Genomic DNA, 16,593 nt, shown 5'->3' on the forward strand with positions numbered 1-16,593 from the left:
GCTCGTCATAACAGAACAGCTTTCAGCACTTTTTGCTAAGCCGTTGTTCCATCACTACATACTGCCTCAAAGTCAGAAGAAACGCACCGTAATTATTAATGGCCTGTATGTGTACAGGCCAAATATTCAACATTACGCAAAAACACAGCACATTCTCCGTGCTGTATCTCATACTTACAGCGCTTTGACAGCGATCGGCTCACCCTGCATACGCTTACGCATAGTACGTTTTGTGCGGTCGATCACATCACCGGCCAACTGACCACACGCGGCATCGATATCATCGCCACGGGTTTTGCGCACAATGGTAGTAAAACCATAGCTCATCAGCACTTTGCAGAAACGATCGATACGGCTGTTGGAGCTACGGCCATACGGCGCGCCGGGGAACGGGTTCCACGGAATCAGGTTGATTTTGCATGGCGTATCTTTCAGCAGCTCAGCCAGTTCATGGGCATGTTCAGTGCCGTCGTTCACATGATCCAGCATCACATACTCAATGGTCACGCGGCCCTGGTTAGCATTGGACTTGTCCAGGTAACGGCGCACCGCCGCCAGGAAGGTCTCGATATTGTACTTTTTGTTGATCGGTACAATCTCATCGCGGATTTCGTCGTTCGGCGCATGCAGGGAAATAGCCAGCGCGACATCAATCATATCGCCCAGTTTATCCAGTGCCGGAACCACGCCAGAGGTCGAGAGCGTCACGCGGCGTTTGGAAAGACCGAAACCAAAGTCATCGAGCATGATTTCCATCGCCGGGACGACATTGGTCAGGTTGAGCAGCGGCTCGCCCATGCCCATCATCACCACGTTAGTGATTGGGCGATTGCCGGTAACGCGTGCCGCACCGATAATTTTCGCGGCGCGCCACACCTGGCCGATAATTTCCGACACCCGCAGGTTACGGTTAAAGCCCTGCTGGGCCGTGGAGCAGAATTTACACTCCAGCGCGCACCCCACCTGCGAAGAGACGCACAGCGTTGCGCGGTCATCTTCCGGGATATAAACGGTTTCAACGCGCTGATCGCCCACGGCAATCGCCCATTTAATGGTGCCGTCGGAAGAGCGCTGCTCTTCCACCACTTCCGGGGCGCGGATCTCCGCGACCTCTTTTAACTTGCCGCGCAGGACTTTGTTGATGTCAGTCATCTCATCAAAGTCGTCGCAGCAGTAGTGATACATCCATTTCATCACCTGATCGGCGCGGAAGGGTTTTTCGCCTAAGTTTTTGAAAAACTCACGCATCTGCTGACGGTTTAAATCCAGCAGGTTAATTTTTGCATCTTTGTTTGGAACCGTGAGAGCGTCGTTCTCAGGCATGGCAATCTGTTCAGACATAATTTTTTCCGGCCTCGTTATTACACGTTGTGGCCCGTGGAGGGTTAAAAAGAAGCGCCCCAGGCAAGCGTCGGCTCATCCTGGGGCGCAGCATTGTACAAATTCTGACGCACAGATACCACGTTTGCACGCGGCATTTCACAAATTAAAGTGTAAATCTCGTTACACAGTTAACCGGAAATTAACGGGTGCGCGGGCAAACTTCGCCTTCAGCGAAGAAGTAAGCGATTTCGCGCGCGGCAGATTCCAGCGAGTCGGAACCGTGGGTGCCGTTTTCGGTGAAGCTGTCTGCGTAATCAGCACGCAGGGTGCCAGCGAGGGCGTTTTCCGGGTTGGTTGCGCCCAGCAGATCGCGGTGACGCTGTACGGCATTTTCGCCTTCCAGTACGGAAACCACGATCGGACCAGACGTCATGAATTCAACCAGACCGTCAAAGAACGGACGGCCTTCGTGCTCAGCGTAAAAGCCACGCGCCTGCTCAACAGTCAGGTGCAGCATTTTGGTGCCAACAATTTTGAACCCTGCCGCTTCAAAGCGAGAGAAGATGTTGCCAATAACGTTTTTTGCCACCGCGTTCGGTTTGATGATGGAAAAAGTACGTTCAATAGCCATGATTACCTCTGTAAGTTGTTCTGTTGCCCTGAATAGGTGTGGCGCGGATTATAAAGAGCAATACGGGCGTTGCCTATGGATGAAGGTAACATTTTTTTAAAATAAGACGAGTTTGAGCAACACCGTTTACCTGATACGCCATTTGCCGCTTTATTGCACCGCGAACTGCACTGCCGCCACTTGCCCGGCATCATCCATCACCAATAACTGATACTCCCCGCTTTTATCAAGTTTCAGGCTCAACACACTGCCATGCGCCGACAGCGGCTCGCCGTTTAAAAACCACCAGCGCCCACCTGTCCCACCGTTACTTTGCAGGGGTAACACAGCAGAAGCCGCACCGGGAACACGCTTGATAACGGCCCCGTCACGCACTCCGCTCAGCAACAAGGGCGGCGGTGCATTCTCCTCGCGCGGCGGGCAGGCTTTATCCGCTGGCGGTAAACGGACAGCACGGCGTTCATCGGCGGGTAACCAGGGCTCCAGCGGTAGCGGCCAGACAATCCAGTTTTTTTGCTGCGCATCCGGGCAATCTGCCGCCACGCGACGCCCTTCGCGGTTAAGCCACAGCGGGAAGTTAATGCCGTGCAGCCCTTCCTGCTCCGGCATTAATAATGTTGGCGGCTGGCTGCCATCCAGTAACCAGGTGGACAAACGGCGACGGCAGTTACTGTCCCCAGCAGGCAGGCTTTGCCCACCCGGCCAGCAGATAACCCCCTGGCTTACCGATGCCGGACGCGGATCGCGCGGCAAACGTGCTTGCTCAAGGGCCGAACGAGGCTGTAACAGATTACTGACCTGATTAAGCAACGGCACTGCGCTGGCAAAACCAAACTGCCCGGCTACGGGGGTGCCATCTGGTCGCCCGGTCCAGATACCTATCACGTAGCGGGCGTTGATGCCAATCGCCCAGGCATCACGGTAGCCGTAGCTGGTACCGGTTTTCCACGCCAGCGGCACCACCTGCACCAGCGCATTATCCGGCACCGGCTGGGCTTCATTTGCCAGAATGCGACGGATAATCCAGGCAGCACCTGGCGACATCAATCGGCGCTCCACCAGCGGCGAGTCCGGCGTAAGGCGCAGTTTTCCCGCTTTGCCGTGACGGGCGAAGGCAGTGTAAGCGGCGGCGATATCTTCCAGCCGCGCCCCTGCGCCGCCGAGGATCAGCGATAAGTTAGGCTCTGCATTCGCCGGCAAAATCAGCGGCAAACCGGCGTTGCGCAGATTGCCAGCGAATTTTTTTGGGCCGTAAGCTTCCAGCACCTGCACGGCGGGCAGATTAAGCGAACGCACCAGCGCCTCGTTCATGCTTACCGGGCCGTGAAACCCGCTATCAAAGTTACCGGGGCGATAATCCCCGACCCGACGAGGCACATCCTGCAACAGCGATGCCGGGTGGATGAGTCCTTCATCCAGTGCCAGACCATAAATAAACGGTTTTAACACCGAGCCCGGCGAGCGCACGGCGCTGACCATATCAACATGACTGAAACGGCTATCGTCGTTGATATCCACCGATCCTACCCAGCCGAGCACTTTCATATCCGTATGATCGACGACGATGATCGCCAGCGAACTGCGCGCAGGCAGGCGCGGTTTCACGCTTAAGGCCAGCTCTTCAAGCTGGCGTTGCAGGCTGGCATCCAGCGTGGTTGTCACCTTCAGCGCCTTATTGACGCCGAGCATACGCCGGGCAAACAGCGGAGCGAGCTGCGGCATTTGCCGGGGCGCCAGCCAGACAGGCTCTTCGCGGGATTCCTTCACTTGCGCGACAGGCCATACATTTTGCGCCACCATGCGATCCAGCACTTTATCCCGTGCGGCTTGCGCCCGTTGCGGCCAGCGATCCGGGCGCAAGCGGCTGGGCGCCTGCGGGAGCACGGCTAATAGCGCCGCTTCCGCATAGCTAAGTTTTTCCGGTGGTTTGCCAAGATAGGCCCAGCTTGCCGCGCCAATGCCTTGCAGCGTGCCGCCAAACGGCGCGCGGTTGAGATAGAGCGTCAGGATGTCGCGCTTGGAGAGATGCCACTCCAGTTGCAGCGCGCGCCATACCTGACGAACCTTGCCGCCAAAGGTGCGGGAATGCGGGTCAAGCAGACGCGCCACCTGCATGGTGAGCGTACTGCCACCGGAAACAACGCGCCCGGAGCGCAAATCCTGCCATGCCGCCCGGGCAATGGAGAACGGATTAACGCCAGGATGGTCCCAGAACCAGCGATCTTCATACTGGATCAGCGCCTGCAAATAGCGCGGAGACACCTCTTCGAGCGTAACCGGGTAGCGCCAGATACCGTCAGCATCGGCAAAGCGCCACAGCGGCGTGCCATCTTCGGCCACCACCACCCGCGACGGAGAAACCTCCGTAAGCGGCAGCGGCCAGATTTTATCGGCAGCAATGACACCCAGCACCAGCAGCAGTGGGATGCCCGCCAGCCAGCGCCAGCGGGTGCGTAACAGACGTCCAGTCTTCACGTTACGGGGCGATAATCAGTGGGCCAGTGGTCGCACCGGTTGCCCGCCACTGCGGAACGTACATCGATTCCACCTGCGGAGCCGGAACCTGATAAGTCCCCGGTGTCACCGCCCGCGCCAGGTAAACCAGCGTCACTGGTTGGCCTTCGTTGACCGGTACAGCGGCAACAAAGCGATCGTCGCGAAACTCCATATGCTGAATATCGGCCTGCTGCATGCGGTTAAGTAACTCCTGCACGTCGCTGCCGCTCTCCTGCAAGCTGGCGCTGCTGCTGGCGAGGTTCTGGTTTTCCAGCTCCAGCCCGGCAGGCAACAGATCCACAACCAGCGCATCCGGTACGTTCTGCGTGGCGCTCACTTCCAGCCACACCAGCACCAGTTCACCGCTTTTCAGCGACGAGAGGGATTTACTGCGCCCATCGGTGCCCAGAATGTTGCGCTCGATGTGCAACACCTTGCCAGACGGCGCAGGCGCCTGCTGCGGATAACCGGTGCTGTCGAGGCGCAGCCACAGCGGGGCGCTGCCGCTGTTGGTCACCTGCAAAGTACTCAGTTGATCCGCATCGAGGTTGCGGCTTTGCGCGGTATTGCCGCCAAGTGCTGCCGTATCCAGCGAGGTTTGCGCCTGCCACGTACCGGTACTGTTTTGCAGATTGCGCCCCGCCATAAACAATGCATTGCTTTCCTGCGTTGATAGCCAGCGCTGGCCATAAGCCTGTTCAGAAAGTGTTGCCAGCAGGCGTGTTTGCGCCTCGGGTAACAAATTATTCTCCTGCAACAGCGCCAGCATCAGCGCGTTATCACGCAACTCACTGCCGTAATCGGCCAGCCAGTGGTTGGCCTGCGGGCGCGATGTTTTCAGCGACAGCGCCAGGGCCTGTTCGCTGCGCTGTGCATCACCCATCAGTTTCAGGGCAACGCCAAGCTGCATCAGCGGCAGCCCCGCTTTGACTTGTTCATGACGCGCCCAGATTTCACGCAGCGCACCTAACGGCGCTTTTTGCTGACGCGCCAGCACCAGTCCGGCGTAGCTTTGCACGGCAAATTTTGTCGCCGGAACATCGTCGCTGTAGCGCACCGCCATTGCCGCCGGATCCTGCAAGTAACGCAGCAGGCGATTGTTGGCACTGTTCAGGGCGTCTGCCGGAACGCTATAGCCTTGTGCAGAAGCGCTCACCAGAAAGTCCGTCACATAGGCGGTTAGCCAGTACTCTTCCGGCCCGCTCTTATCCCACAGGGAGAAGCCGCCATCGTCGCGCTGCATTTGCAGTATGCGGGAGATACCGATATCCACCGCCGCGCGGCGTTGTTCGTCGCTTTCCCCTTTGATGCCCAGCGCTTTCAGTTGTGCTGCGTTGGTGTACAACGACGGGAATAGCCCGCTGGCGGTTTGCTCCAGGCAACCGTACGGATAGGCGCGCAGTTCCTGGATATAACGGGCAATATTCAGCGGCGGCTTGCCGCTAAGCAACAAGCGCCCTTGCAGTGTGGCAGGCGAAATCCCGGCCAGATGCTGCCCCGGTATCTGCCAGCTTTCACCTGGGTTGAGCATTGCGCCCGTGTTGAGCGTCTGTGCGGCAAACGGCGGTCGCACGCCGATTTTCCACTGTTTCTGTTGCGGGGCGAAGGTTTCTCCCGGCAGGGTCAGGCCGCTAATCTGCGCGCTTATCTCCCCGTCGCCAAAACCGTCCAGCGCCCGCACCGGGATAAATAGCGTGGTGCGCTCCCCGGCGGCGAGCGTAACGGGATGCGGCTGAGCGCTTTCAAGCGAGATCAGACCGCTTGCTGTCAGGGCAACATTCAGGGTTTGCGCGTGATCGGTCAGGTTGCTGAGATCCAGCGTCAGGCGCGACGTATCACCGCTGCCGAGGAAGCGCGGTGTGTTCAGTTCGGCAATGACGGGAGCGGCCACTACCACTTTGCTTTCGCTGCTGCCAAAATCCTCTGCGCTCCAGGCTTGCGCCATCACCCGCAGTTCGCCATTGAAATCGCCGATAGGCAACGTCACCGTACCTTCGCCGTTTTCATCAAGCGTTACCGGCTGGGCCTGCTGGGCAATGATGGTGACGTGATTCACCGGCGGTTTACCGCCACGGTTAAGTTCGTCGCCATCACCGCCAAAGCGCAGCGCGGCAAGACGCCCCTGCCCTTCAATCACCTGCCCGTAAATATCGTAGATATCCGCACCGTAGCGTTTCTGTCCGAAGAAACCCTGCCACGGATCCGGCGTTACGTAATCGGTAATATTCAGCACGCCGCTGTCCACGACGGAGAGCAGGACGTTGACCTGTTTCGGTGTTGCGCCGTTTTTCGCCGCGGCTTTCACCTTCACGTTCAACGGCTGGTTGGGGCGCATTTTTTGCGGCGCGTCGAGGGTGATATCCAGACGGCGATTTTCATCGCCCATCGGCAGATGCAGTAAGCCCACCGCGCGTTTCGGCGTGGCGGATTTCGATTTATCGCCAGGGCGAACCACCAGCGTGCTGATGTAGAGATCGTGACGCTGCCATTTCTGATCGACAGGAATGCTGAGATCGAGACCGTCTGCCGGCACGTCAATTTCCTGCCACCACAGCGGGCCTTCGCTGGATTCGATCATCGCATAGCCTTTACCGGCTGCGGGCGCGGTCACGTGCAACTTAACGGTATCGCCTGCTTTATAGGAGGGTTTATCAAGCTTCATAGTGACGCGATCCGGCCGAGCTGCACCGCTACCATCGCTGTTGTCCTGCCAGCCAAAACCAGCCCAGAAACGCACGCTGCTGACGGTATCATCCGGCCCTTTTACCTCCAGACGATAGGAACCCCAGTCCACCGGGAAGCTGACTTTACCAGTTTCGTCCGCCGCCAGCGTCAGGCTCTGTTCGCCTTCGACCAGATCTTTTTGGTTGAACTGCGACTGCCAGCCTTCGCTTTCCGACCAGTTCCAGAAGTAGTCGCGGCGTTCACGAATTAAACGTACCTGCAAATCGCTGACCGCTTTTTTCGCACCGCTCGCATCGGCATAGACAATATCAAATGCGGCGTTAGCGCCTTCGTCGACAATTGGCTGATTGACGGTAGTGTCGGTGCGATAGTCATACACCGCTTTTGCGGCAAACTGCGGGCGAATACCCGGCAGCACTGGCGCAGGCCAGATAGCCTGTTCCGCGCGACGGGTAACCGGGCGTCCGCCCGACTCCAGCAGGCTGGCCTGCAAAATCACCTGCAAGGGCGAATGCGTGTCTTGCCACTGGCTTGGGGTGGTGACTTCGCCTTTGCCCTGGTTATCCAGCGTCAGATGCGTTTCATCGAGGCTCCGACTCAGGTTCTCTTCGGCGATATCACCAAACTGGAAGCCCGGCAGCGCTGCTACGGCATCACGCAGGGGGCGCAGGAAAAGCTGGCCCTGCAAGGTGTTGCCGCTGGCAGGCGCGCCGTAAAGGTAATGGCCGTTGACGTTAAAGACCACGTCCGCCGCCGGTGCGAGCGGTGTTGCCTGCGGGGTGATATTCAGCGCCATGCGCTCAGGCATAAAGTCTTCAACGTGGAAGCCCCACTCGCGCGGCAGGTTGTCGCCGGTATTGGCGCGGATATGCCACATCCCGGTTTGCGCGCTGCCATCAAGCGGATAGGTAAAGTGATATAGCCCATTCTGCGGCTGGCTGACTACCGAGCGGATAACCTGCCCGTCCGGTTTGACCACTTCCAGCTTCACCGGCTGTGCTGCCAGCGGTTTGCCATCGCTGTCGCGCAGCAGGCCGTTGAGAATAACCGTTTCGCCGGGGCGATAGAGATCGCGCGGGCCAAACATAAAGAACTGTTTGCTGTAGCCCGGATCGCCGGTAATAGCGAACTCGGCCAGATCCAGCGCCGGAAGTTTCAGATCCAGCAGCGTGGTTTCACCGTCTTTGCGCGCCAGCACCAGCGCCGCTTCTTTATCAGAGTTCAGCGTCGCGTGCCCGTCGCCATCGGTAGTGGCCTGCGCCAGGCTTTGCCCTTTTTCATTCAGCAGCACCACGTCGATACCGGAGAGCGCCGCGCCGTTTTCCAGCCCCTGGGTGAAGATATCCAGCCGGTTATGGTAGCGGTGCGCGGAAAGGCCAATATTACTGAGGGTAAACAGCGTGGCGGCGTTGCTGTAGTTGTAGTGCCCGGCCTGGTTCATCACCGCAATATAAACACCCGCCTGTTGGAGCGGCTGGATGCTGCTTAACGGCAACATCAGTTTTTCACGGGTATTGCGCGAGGGCTTAAGATCAAAACGGCCGGTGTAGACCAGATCGGCCATTTTCAGTAACGTGTCCGACTCCCAGTTGGAGAGCGAATTACGGTATTCCCACTGGCTGACAAATGACGCCAGCGACTCCGGTTTCACCCGGTAGAAATTGACGTCAACACTGTCGACATTCAGCGCCATCACCGGTAACCCTTCAACCACTTTCCCCGGCAGCAGCGAACCACGGCTGGCAAAGCCCACGCTCGGTTGCACATCCTGGGTAGTGAGGGATTTTTCGTAATCGGTGCCGAAAGTGGCTTTATTGAGCGCCACCAGCCCTTTGTCTACCGAAACCAGCAGTTCGCGGTTTGGCTCCAGATGGCGCAGACGCAGCTCTTTCAGGTTCGGTGCCAGTTCCCAGGCTCCGTCAACTTTGCCGCTCTTTTTATCCACCAGATGCACGGTTGAGGAGAAATCCTGATCGGGATCGAGAGGCACAGAGAAGGTAAGCACCAGCGTGGCGGCACCGTCCAGTTGCACTTCTGAGGCATCCAGCACTGTTAAGGGCTTGCCTTCGCTGCGCGCAGCCAGTTCGGCGAGTTTCGTTTTATCCTGCCCGGCTGCGGCCTGAGGTTGTTGCGCGGCGGGTGCCGATGCAGGTTCGCCAGTCTTCGGTTTATCGTTGTCGTCACAACCTGCAAGGGTAAAGGCGGTGAGGAGCGCAAATATCAGTGCCGCAAAACGGAGCGATTTCATTCTGTATCCCTGGTTCATCAACCTGTTGAAAGAGGCGTTGTCATTATCATGTGCGACGCCGGGAAATACAAAACGGCCGGTGGATTCTGGAAAGCGCCTCGCAAACCCCATTTCTTGACATATCGTTGTGCTGTTACCCGGATCACAACCCGCAACGTAACATGTTACGTTGCGCGTCATTTGTTTTTAAAACAACAAGATAGATAGAATAAAAACGTCACAGGCTGCTAACGTTAGGCTGTCTGTGTCCCTTTATGCGCGGTGCTAATAAGCGAGAACACTATGTCCAGAGCCGTGAATGCCCTACAAAATTTTGGTAAGTCCCTTTTTGGTCCGGTACTCATTTTGCCCATCGTTGGCCTGTTTATTGCCTTCGGAAATATCTTTGGCAACGGCAACCTGGCGGAATATGTGCCCTTTCTCGGCCACCCGATTATTCAACAAACCGGTCAATTAATTGCCAAGTCTGCCGTCTCGGTGCTGGCGAACCTGGCGCTGGTCTTTGCCGTGGGGATCCCGGTAGGTCTGGCGACGCGAGATAAAGGCTACGCGGCATTGATTGGGCTGGTGACCTTTATCGTTTTTATCAACGCCATGAACGTGATGCTGCAACTGCAAGGCGCGTTGGCACCTGTCGATCAAATGAAAGCCGCAGGCCAGGGCATGGTGTTAGGCGTGCAGGTGCTGGAGATGGGCGTCTTCGCCGGGATCCTCACCGGCGCGCTGTCGGGTTATCTGTACGATAAATATTCAGGCGTGCAATTTTCCGGGGCGATGGCGATTTACTCCGGCCACTGTTTCGTTGCCATTATTATGCTGCCGGTGTCGATGGTGCTGGGCGTTGTGATGAGTGAACTGTGGCCTTTCGCCCAGCACGGCATCAGCGCGCTGGCGATGGCGATTAAAGGCGCGGGGCCATTTGGCGTGGCGGTGTATGGTTTTCTTGAGCGCATTCTGGTGCCGACCGGGCTGCATCACCTGGTGTATACGCCTTTTCTGTATACCGAACTGGGCGGAACGGCGGAGGTATGCGGCAGCACCTATCAGGGCGCGCGTAATATCTACTTCGCCGAGATGGCCTGCCCCGGTGTGACAACACTGAGCAGCACGGTGGTGTGGGATGCACGTGGCATCAGCAAAATGTTCGGTCTGCCCGCCGCCGCGCTGGCGATGTATGTGACAGCGAAACCGGAGCGCAAAGCCGCCGCGAAAGCAATTTTGATCCCGGCCGCACTGACTTCCTTGTTAGTGGGTGTCACCGAGCCGATTGAGTTTTCCTTCCTGTTTGTCGCACCGCTGCTGTTTGTGGTGCATGCCGTGCTGACCGGCATCGGCATGATGCTCTTCTCACTGTTCGGGGTGCATGCCATCGGTGCGAACGGCATTATCGATTTTATTCTCTACAACCTGCCGCTCGGCACCGAAAAGTCCAACTGGCCGATGTACATCCTGGTCGGGCTGATTATGTTCGCCCTCTACTTCTTTATCTTCCGTTTCCTGATTTTACGTTTCGCCATGAAAACGCCGGGGCGCGAAGAGGACGACGAAGAGACGCGCCTGTATAGCAAGCAGGAGTACCAGGCAAAAGGCAATAACGACGCCGTTGGCGAAGCGATCATCGATGGGCTGGGCGGGCGCGCCAACATTGAAGTGGTCGACAACTGCTACACCCGCCTGCGCGTGACGGTGAAAGATGTGGCGGCCATCAACGAGCCGCAACTGAAAGCCACGGGCGCGAAAGGCGTTATCAAACAAGGTAATAACGTTCAGGTGGTCTACGGGCTGCATGTCAAAAAAATGCGAGAAGCCGTTGAGATGTTTCTCTGAAGGAGTCCAGAAATGGTTAAACCCCCGTTTATTTTATCCATCGCCGGTGGTGGCAGCACATATACACCGGGTATCGTCAAAAGCCTGATGGTCAGACTGGAGGATTTCCCGCTGGCGGAAATTCGCCTCTACGACATTGATGCCGACAGGCAGAACACCATTGCGCCGGTGGTGGAAAAAGTGATTCGCGACCACAGCCAGCGCATCAAATTTACCGTCACCAGCGATGCCGAAACGGCTTTTCGCGGTGCACATTTTGTCTTTGCCCAGATGCGCGTAGGCCAGTACAAAATGCGCGAGCAGGATGAGAAGATCCCGCTGCGCCACGGCGTTGTCGGCCAGGAAACGTGCGGCCCCGGCGGGCTGGCCTACGGCCTGCGTACCATTTTACCGATGGTGGAGTTAATCGATCTGGTGGCGCGTTACGCCGACAAACACGCCTGGATTGTGAACTACTCCAACCCGGCAGCGATTGTTGCCGAAGGGGTGCGCCGCCTGCGACCCGACGCGCGGGTGCTGAATATTTGCGATATGCCGGTGGCGGCAATGCGCAATATGGGCGCGATCCTCGGGGTCGATCGCCATACGCTGGAAGTGGATTACTTTGGCCTCAACCACTTCGGCTGGTTTACCCAGGTGCGCGTCAATGGCGAGGACAGGCTGGCGGAACTGCGCGAGCATGTCGCCCGCTTCGGCCTGCTCACGGAAGATGCCGCGCAGACCGATCCGCAGCATGCCGATCCGTCGTGGGTGAAAACCTGGCGCAACATCAAACCGATTATGGACCACTTCCCGGAGTATCTGCCGAACCCCTATTTGCAGTACTACCTGATGCCGAACGACATCGTTGCGCATCAGAATCCGGATTACACCCGCGCTAATGAAGTGATGGACGGGCGCGAGAAAAAATTGTTTGCCGCGGCCGCCGAATACAAGCGCACCGGCATTCTGCCGGACGCATTTCACGTGGGCGTGCACGGGGCGTTTATTGTCGATGTCGCCTGCTCATTGGCGTTCAACCTGCGCCAGCGCCACCTGGTGATTGTGGAAAACAAAGGCGCTATCGCCAATTTGCCCTACGACGCCATGGTGGAAGTCCCGGCGTATATCACAAGTTCCGGGCCAGAGCCGGTGCGTATGGGCGCGGTGCCGCTGTTCTACCAGACCTTGCTGATGCAGCAACTGGCTTCAGAGCAACTGCTGGTAGAAGCGACCATGGAAGGCAGTTATGAGAAAGCGTTGCAAGCCTTCACGCTTAACCGCACCGTGCCGACCATGCAGCATGCAAAAGCGATTCTGGATGAGATGATCGAGGCCAATCGGGATTACTGGCCCGCCCTGCAAAAGGCGTGGGAAAACGGTAAAGCGGTCTAATTTTCCGAGGTCGCTCGCGGCGTTGGCGAAGGTGGCTTGTCGGGTCAGGAAAAAACGTTAACAATTCAGGTTACTGTTGATGACCCGGAGGTAACATGTCCACCTCGTTTTTTGTCGCGGCCGACTGGCTGATAGAACATAGCGATGACCCTGAAATTCAGCTGATCGACGCCAGAATGGCACCGGTTGGCCAGGAGCATCGCGATATGAAAGCAGAGTACCGCGCCGGACACCTGCCCGGTGCGATCTTTTTTGATATCGAAGCCCTTTCCGATCACACCTCCCCGCTGCCCCATATGCTGACGCGCCCGGAGGCTTTCGCCGTGGCGATGCGCGAACTCGGCGTCAGCCATGACAAGCATCTGGTGGTTTACGACGAAGGTAATCTCTTCTCCGCCCCGCGCGCGTGGTGGATGTTGCGCAGCGTCGGGGTGGAGAACGTTTCGATTCTGGCCGGGGGTCTGGCGGGCTGGCAGCGTGATGCCCTGCCGCTGCAACAGGGCGACGTCGCTTTGCCAGAGTCTGACTTCGCCGCCAATTTCGATCCTGCCGTGGTGAAAAAAGTGACCGATGTGCTGCTGGCAAGCCACGAAGGCACAGCGCAAATTGTCGATGCCCGCCCGGCTCCCCGCTTTAATGGCGAAGTGGATGAACCGCGTCCCGGCCTGAAGCGCGGCCATATTCCCGGTGCGCTGAATGTACCGTGGATTGATCTGGTGACGGACGGCGAACTGAAAACCACCGGTGAGTTGCTGAAAATATTCCACCGCCAGGGCGTTGATTTACATAAGCCGATTATTGCCAGCTGCGGCTCTGGCGTAACGGCGGCAGTGGTGATGCTGGCGCTTGAAACGCTTGGAGCCAGCAATGTGACGCTGTACGACGGCTCCTGGAGTGAATGGGGTTCGCGCGACGACTTACCTGTCGAACCCGCGTAAATGGACAACCGACTTGCGCCTTTGCTGACGCGCGGGGAGTCCCTTTCCCGCGCCGAATACCGCGTGCTTGCACATTTGACCGAACACCCGTTGCTGGTGGGCAACATTACCGTGCGCGCACTGGCGCAAGCCACCTATGTCTCGACCGCCACCATTATTCGCCTGTGCCAGAAACTGGGGTTTAGCGGCTTTAGCGAGTTTATCTGGCACTGCAAACAATTGCTGTCGGACACCCCGCACATTGCCGAGCGGCACAGCGAAAAGCCCGGCGAGCTGCCTGCTCTTTTTCAGCAGTTTATGGTCAATTACCAGCACACTTTCCAGTGGGTGACGGAAGCGAAACGGCGGCAGTTTGCCAGCCTGCTGCGTAATCAGGAGAGCTTTTTTCTGTATGGCGCCGGGTTTTCGTATCTGTTTGCCGAGTACCTGACCAAAAAGTTGCAGGTGCTCGGCAAGACAGCGTTTATTTCCGGCCCGGGTGACAGCCGCAATATTTTTCTCAGCAATGCCGCACGCTACCAGGTGTTTATTGCCGTGTCGCGCAGTGGCGAAACCGAACAGGTGCTGGATAAAGCGCGGATCGCGCAAACGGTCGGCATGACGGTGGTGGCGTTTACCCGCGCGTCGGCGAATTCACTGGCGGCGCTGGCGGATATTCATTTCGCGCTCTATGACGAAGCGGTGCATTTCGCGGCGGAAGCGGCGGGGATCACCTCGTTTGAATCCAACCTGGTATTGTTAATGGACTTATTGCTGCTGGAAGCGACGCGGTGACATTGCCGGGTGGCGTTTTTTGCCGGGTGGCACTACGTTTACCCGGCCTACAAAACCTGCATATGGCAAATCCGTAGGCTGGATAAGATCGGCCGCCATCCGGCAAAACGGGGCGGCCTGGCAATCAAATAATGCGGTTGGTTTTAAAATCGCGCAGGAAGCTGCCCCAGCGGCGTTCGTAGAAGGGCGTGATGTGCGCCACCATAAAGTGGCTAATGCCTTTTTCGCCCTCAACAACCTGGCAGATATCAATCGGTTCATCGCCCGGTAAGGTATCCGTTGCTACGCTGCCTGCCGCGTGGATTACCTCTTCGATATCGCCTTCGGCTTCGATGCCAATCAGCAAGTTGGCCTGCTCATCGGCTTGCTCTTTGATGGAGCAGAGAAACGCGCGCTTCACGGTTTTGATGCTTTTAAACAGCGTGGTCAGGGAATCGACCATTTGCGCGGGCGGTTCAGCAACTTCTGATAACAGTAGCGCGCTGCCGCCTTCCAGCACTTCCTGCTGGCTGAGCGGGCTGTCCTCGCCGCCCACCAGATGGCTGATTTCACGCGGGGTGAACTCTTTGCCGGTAGGCAGTTTTGCGTTAAGAAACAAGGATTCGCCAAGCGTCATCTCAAACAGCGTGCGCGCAGGCATCACCACAAAAGCTTGTTCCTCTTCTACCGCCTGTTGCAGGGCTTCCAGCGAGCTAAAAAACGGGATAACCGACGTGCCGTCATCTTTTTCCCAGTGCTGCAAATCCAGCGCGCTGTCTTCAACAACGGCTTCGCCTTCTGCCGCATTGCCGGGTACCCAAACGGTGGATTCCAGCAGCGTGCGGAAAAATGCCGGGCGGTAAGCGGGCTCGGTCGCCGCCTGTTCCAGCAGGGTTTCTAATTCGTTTTTGGTGTCTGACATAGGTTCTCTGATTCGTTTATTGCCGGATGGCGGCTGCGCCTTATCCGGCCTACGCAGGTCGCGGAATTTGTAGGCCGGATAAGCGAAGCGCCATCCGGCAAGACAATTACTCTGCGGTTAACAAATTCGCGATGGTCCGCACGCCCAGTCCGGTTGCGCCCGCCGCCCATTGATCCACGGCCGCTTTACGGTAGGTGGCTGAACAGTCGATATGCAGCCAGCCTTGCTGGTAGTTTTCCACAAAGTGCGAGAGAAAACCGGCGGCGGTGCTCGCGCCTGCCGGGAAGGCTGCGCTTGCGGTGTTGTTCAGTTCGGCAAAGTTAGACGGCAACTGGCTGCGGTGAAACTCCGCCAGCGGCAGACGCCAGAACGGCTCGTTTTCCGCCGCTGCGCTTTTCAGCAGGCGGCCTGCCAGCGCATCATCAAAGCTAAACAGCGCATGGTAATCATTGCCCAGCGCGGTTTTTGCGGCTCCGGTCAGGGTCGCGGCATCGATGATTAATTCCGGTTTTTGCGCCGACGCGTCAATCAGGCCGTCGGCCAGCACCAGACGCCCTTCGGCATCGGTATTCATAATTTCGACGTTTTTACCGTTGCGATAATGAATGATATCGCCCAGTTTGAAAGCGTTGCCGCTGACCATGTTGTCGGCGCAGCAGAGCCACAATTTGACGCGTTTGTTCAGACCACGGTTGATGGCAAACGCCAGCGCGCCGGTGACCAGCGCTGCGCCGCCCATGTCGGATTTCATCGAATCCATAAAGGCGCTCTGCTTGAGGCTGTAACCGCCGGAATCAAAGGTGATGCCTTTCCCCACCAGCGCGGCATACACCGGCGCGTCCGGGTTTTCGGTCGGGTTGTAATCCAGCGCCAGCAATACCGGCGGGCGTTCAGAGCCGCGACCTACGGTGTACAGACCCATATAGTTCTGCTCGCGCAGATCTTCACCTTTGGTGATGCGGTAAGAGACGTTGTCGCCACCGGCGCTGAACAGCAGATCGACTGCGCGCTGCGCCAGTTGCTCCGGCCCCAGATCTTCCGCCGGAGCGTTAATGGTATCGCGCACCCAGTCGATCACTTTCAGGCGGTTATCCAGCTCTTTTTGCTGGGCGTCGTCCAGCCCGGCCCATTCAACTTTGCGTGTGCCTTTCGGCCCTTTGTAACCGGCCCAGAACGCCCAGCTACGATCCGCGTCCCAGCCTTCGCCGCTCAGGGCAACGTGTTTAATGCCGAGGCCATCGATTTTGCGCGCCGCGCGCTGAATCAGGCCGAGATCGTCTTTACCGGTTAAATGCAGTGCGATGCCGTCGTTATTGATGCTGTACGCGGCTTTTTCACCCCAGCGCGCATCGGCTGGTTGTGTGGTTAACGTTATGTTCATAGTGTCTGTCATTGT

10 protein-coding genes are annotated in these 16,593 nt (G+C 57.6%); 4 read left to right on the forward strand and 6 right to left on the reverse strand.

Annotated elements, in window-relative coordinates; translation table 11 throughout:
* Positions 1-174: 174 nt before the first annotated feature.
* The 4 genes from Q5705_15110 to Q5705_15125 all read right to left on the reverse strand — a co-directional run bounded on the left by Q5705_15110 (position 175) and on the right by Q5705_15125 (position 9,383).
* Positions 175-1,341 (reverse strand): bifunctional tRNA (adenosine(37)-C2)-methyltransferase TrmG/ribosomal RNA large subunit methyltransferase RlmN, encoded by a 1,167-nt coding sequence (locus Q5705_15110; GenBank protein WLI75909.1) that lies wholly within the window; start codon positions 1,339-1,341, stop codon positions 175-177.
* Positions 1,342-1,522: 181 nt separating this feature from the next.
* Positions 1,523-1,954, reverse strand: a complete 432-nt coding sequence (gene ndk / locus Q5705_15115; GenBank protein WLI75910.1) for a nucleoside-diphosphate kinase — start codon at positions 1,952-1,954, stop codon at positions 1,523-1,525.
* A 150-nt stretch (positions 1,955-2,104) separates the two neighbouring features.
* On the reverse strand, positions 2,105-4,429 hold the full coding sequence (gene pbpC, locus Q5705_15120) for a peptidoglycan glycosyltransferase PbpC (GenBank protein WLI75911.1): 2,325 nt from the start codon (positions 4,427-4,429) through the stop codon (positions 2,105-2,107).
* A 1-nt stretch (position 4,430) separates the two neighbouring features.
* Complete coding sequence (locus Q5705_15125) at positions 4,431-9,383, reverse strand: alpha-2-macroglobulin (GenBank protein WLI75912.1); 4,953 nt, start codon at positions 9,381-9,383, stop codon at positions 4,431-4,433.
* 282 nt (positions 9,384-9,665) lie between these two features.
* On the opposite strand from Q5705_15125, the gene Q5705_15130 reads away from it, so the two are divergent.
* From Q5705_15130 to Q5705_15145, 4 genes are all read left to right on the forward strand, one after another.
* The gene (locus Q5705_15130) at positions 9,666-11,210 is read left to right on the forward strand and encodes a PTS transporter subunit EIIC (protein WLI75913.1); all 1,545 of its coding nucleotides are present in this window, start codon (positions 9,666-9,668) and stop codon (positions 11,208-11,210) included.
* A gap of 12 nt (positions 11,211-11,222) precedes the next feature.
* A complete protein-coding gene (locus Q5705_15135; GenBank protein ID WLI75914.1) occupies positions 11,223-12,584 on the forward strand; it encodes a 6-phospho-alpha-glucosidase in 1,362 nt (453 codons plus the stop codon).
* A 95-nt stretch (positions 12,585-12,679) separates the two neighbouring features.
* Positions 12,680-13,522, forward strand: a complete 843-nt coding sequence (gene sseA, locus Q5705_15140) for a 3-mercaptopyruvate sulfurtransferase (GenBank protein WLI75915.1) — start codon at positions 12,680-12,682, stop codon at positions 13,520-13,522.
* Positions 13,523-14,296, forward strand: coding sequence for a MurR/RpiR family transcriptional regulator (locus Q5705_15145; GenBank protein WLI75916.1), 774 nt, complete (start codon positions 13,523-13,525; stop codon positions 14,294-14,296).
* 124 nt (positions 14,297-14,420) lie between these two features.
* Here Q5705_15145 and sseB read toward each other — a convergent pair whose 3' ends face one another.
* Both sseB and pepB read right to left on the reverse strand, forming a co-directional pair.
* Entirely contained in the window at positions 14,421-15,197 is a 777-nt protein-coding gene (gene sseB / locus Q5705_15150; protein ID WLI75917.1) for an enhanced serine sensitivity protein SseB, read from the reverse strand.
* A gap of 106 nt (positions 15,198-15,303) precedes the next feature.
* Complete coding sequence (gene pepB, locus Q5705_15155) at positions 15,304-16,590, reverse strand: aminopeptidase PepB (GenBank protein ID WLI75918.1); 1,287 nt, start codon at positions 16,588-16,590, stop codon at positions 15,304-15,306.
* Positions 16,591-16,593 lie beyond the last annotated feature (3 nt).

It is taken from the genome of Kosakonia sp. H02 (assembly GCA_030704225.1).
Lineage (GTDB): Bacteria > Pseudomonadota > Gammaproteobacteria > Enterobacterales > Enterobacteriaceae > Kosakonia.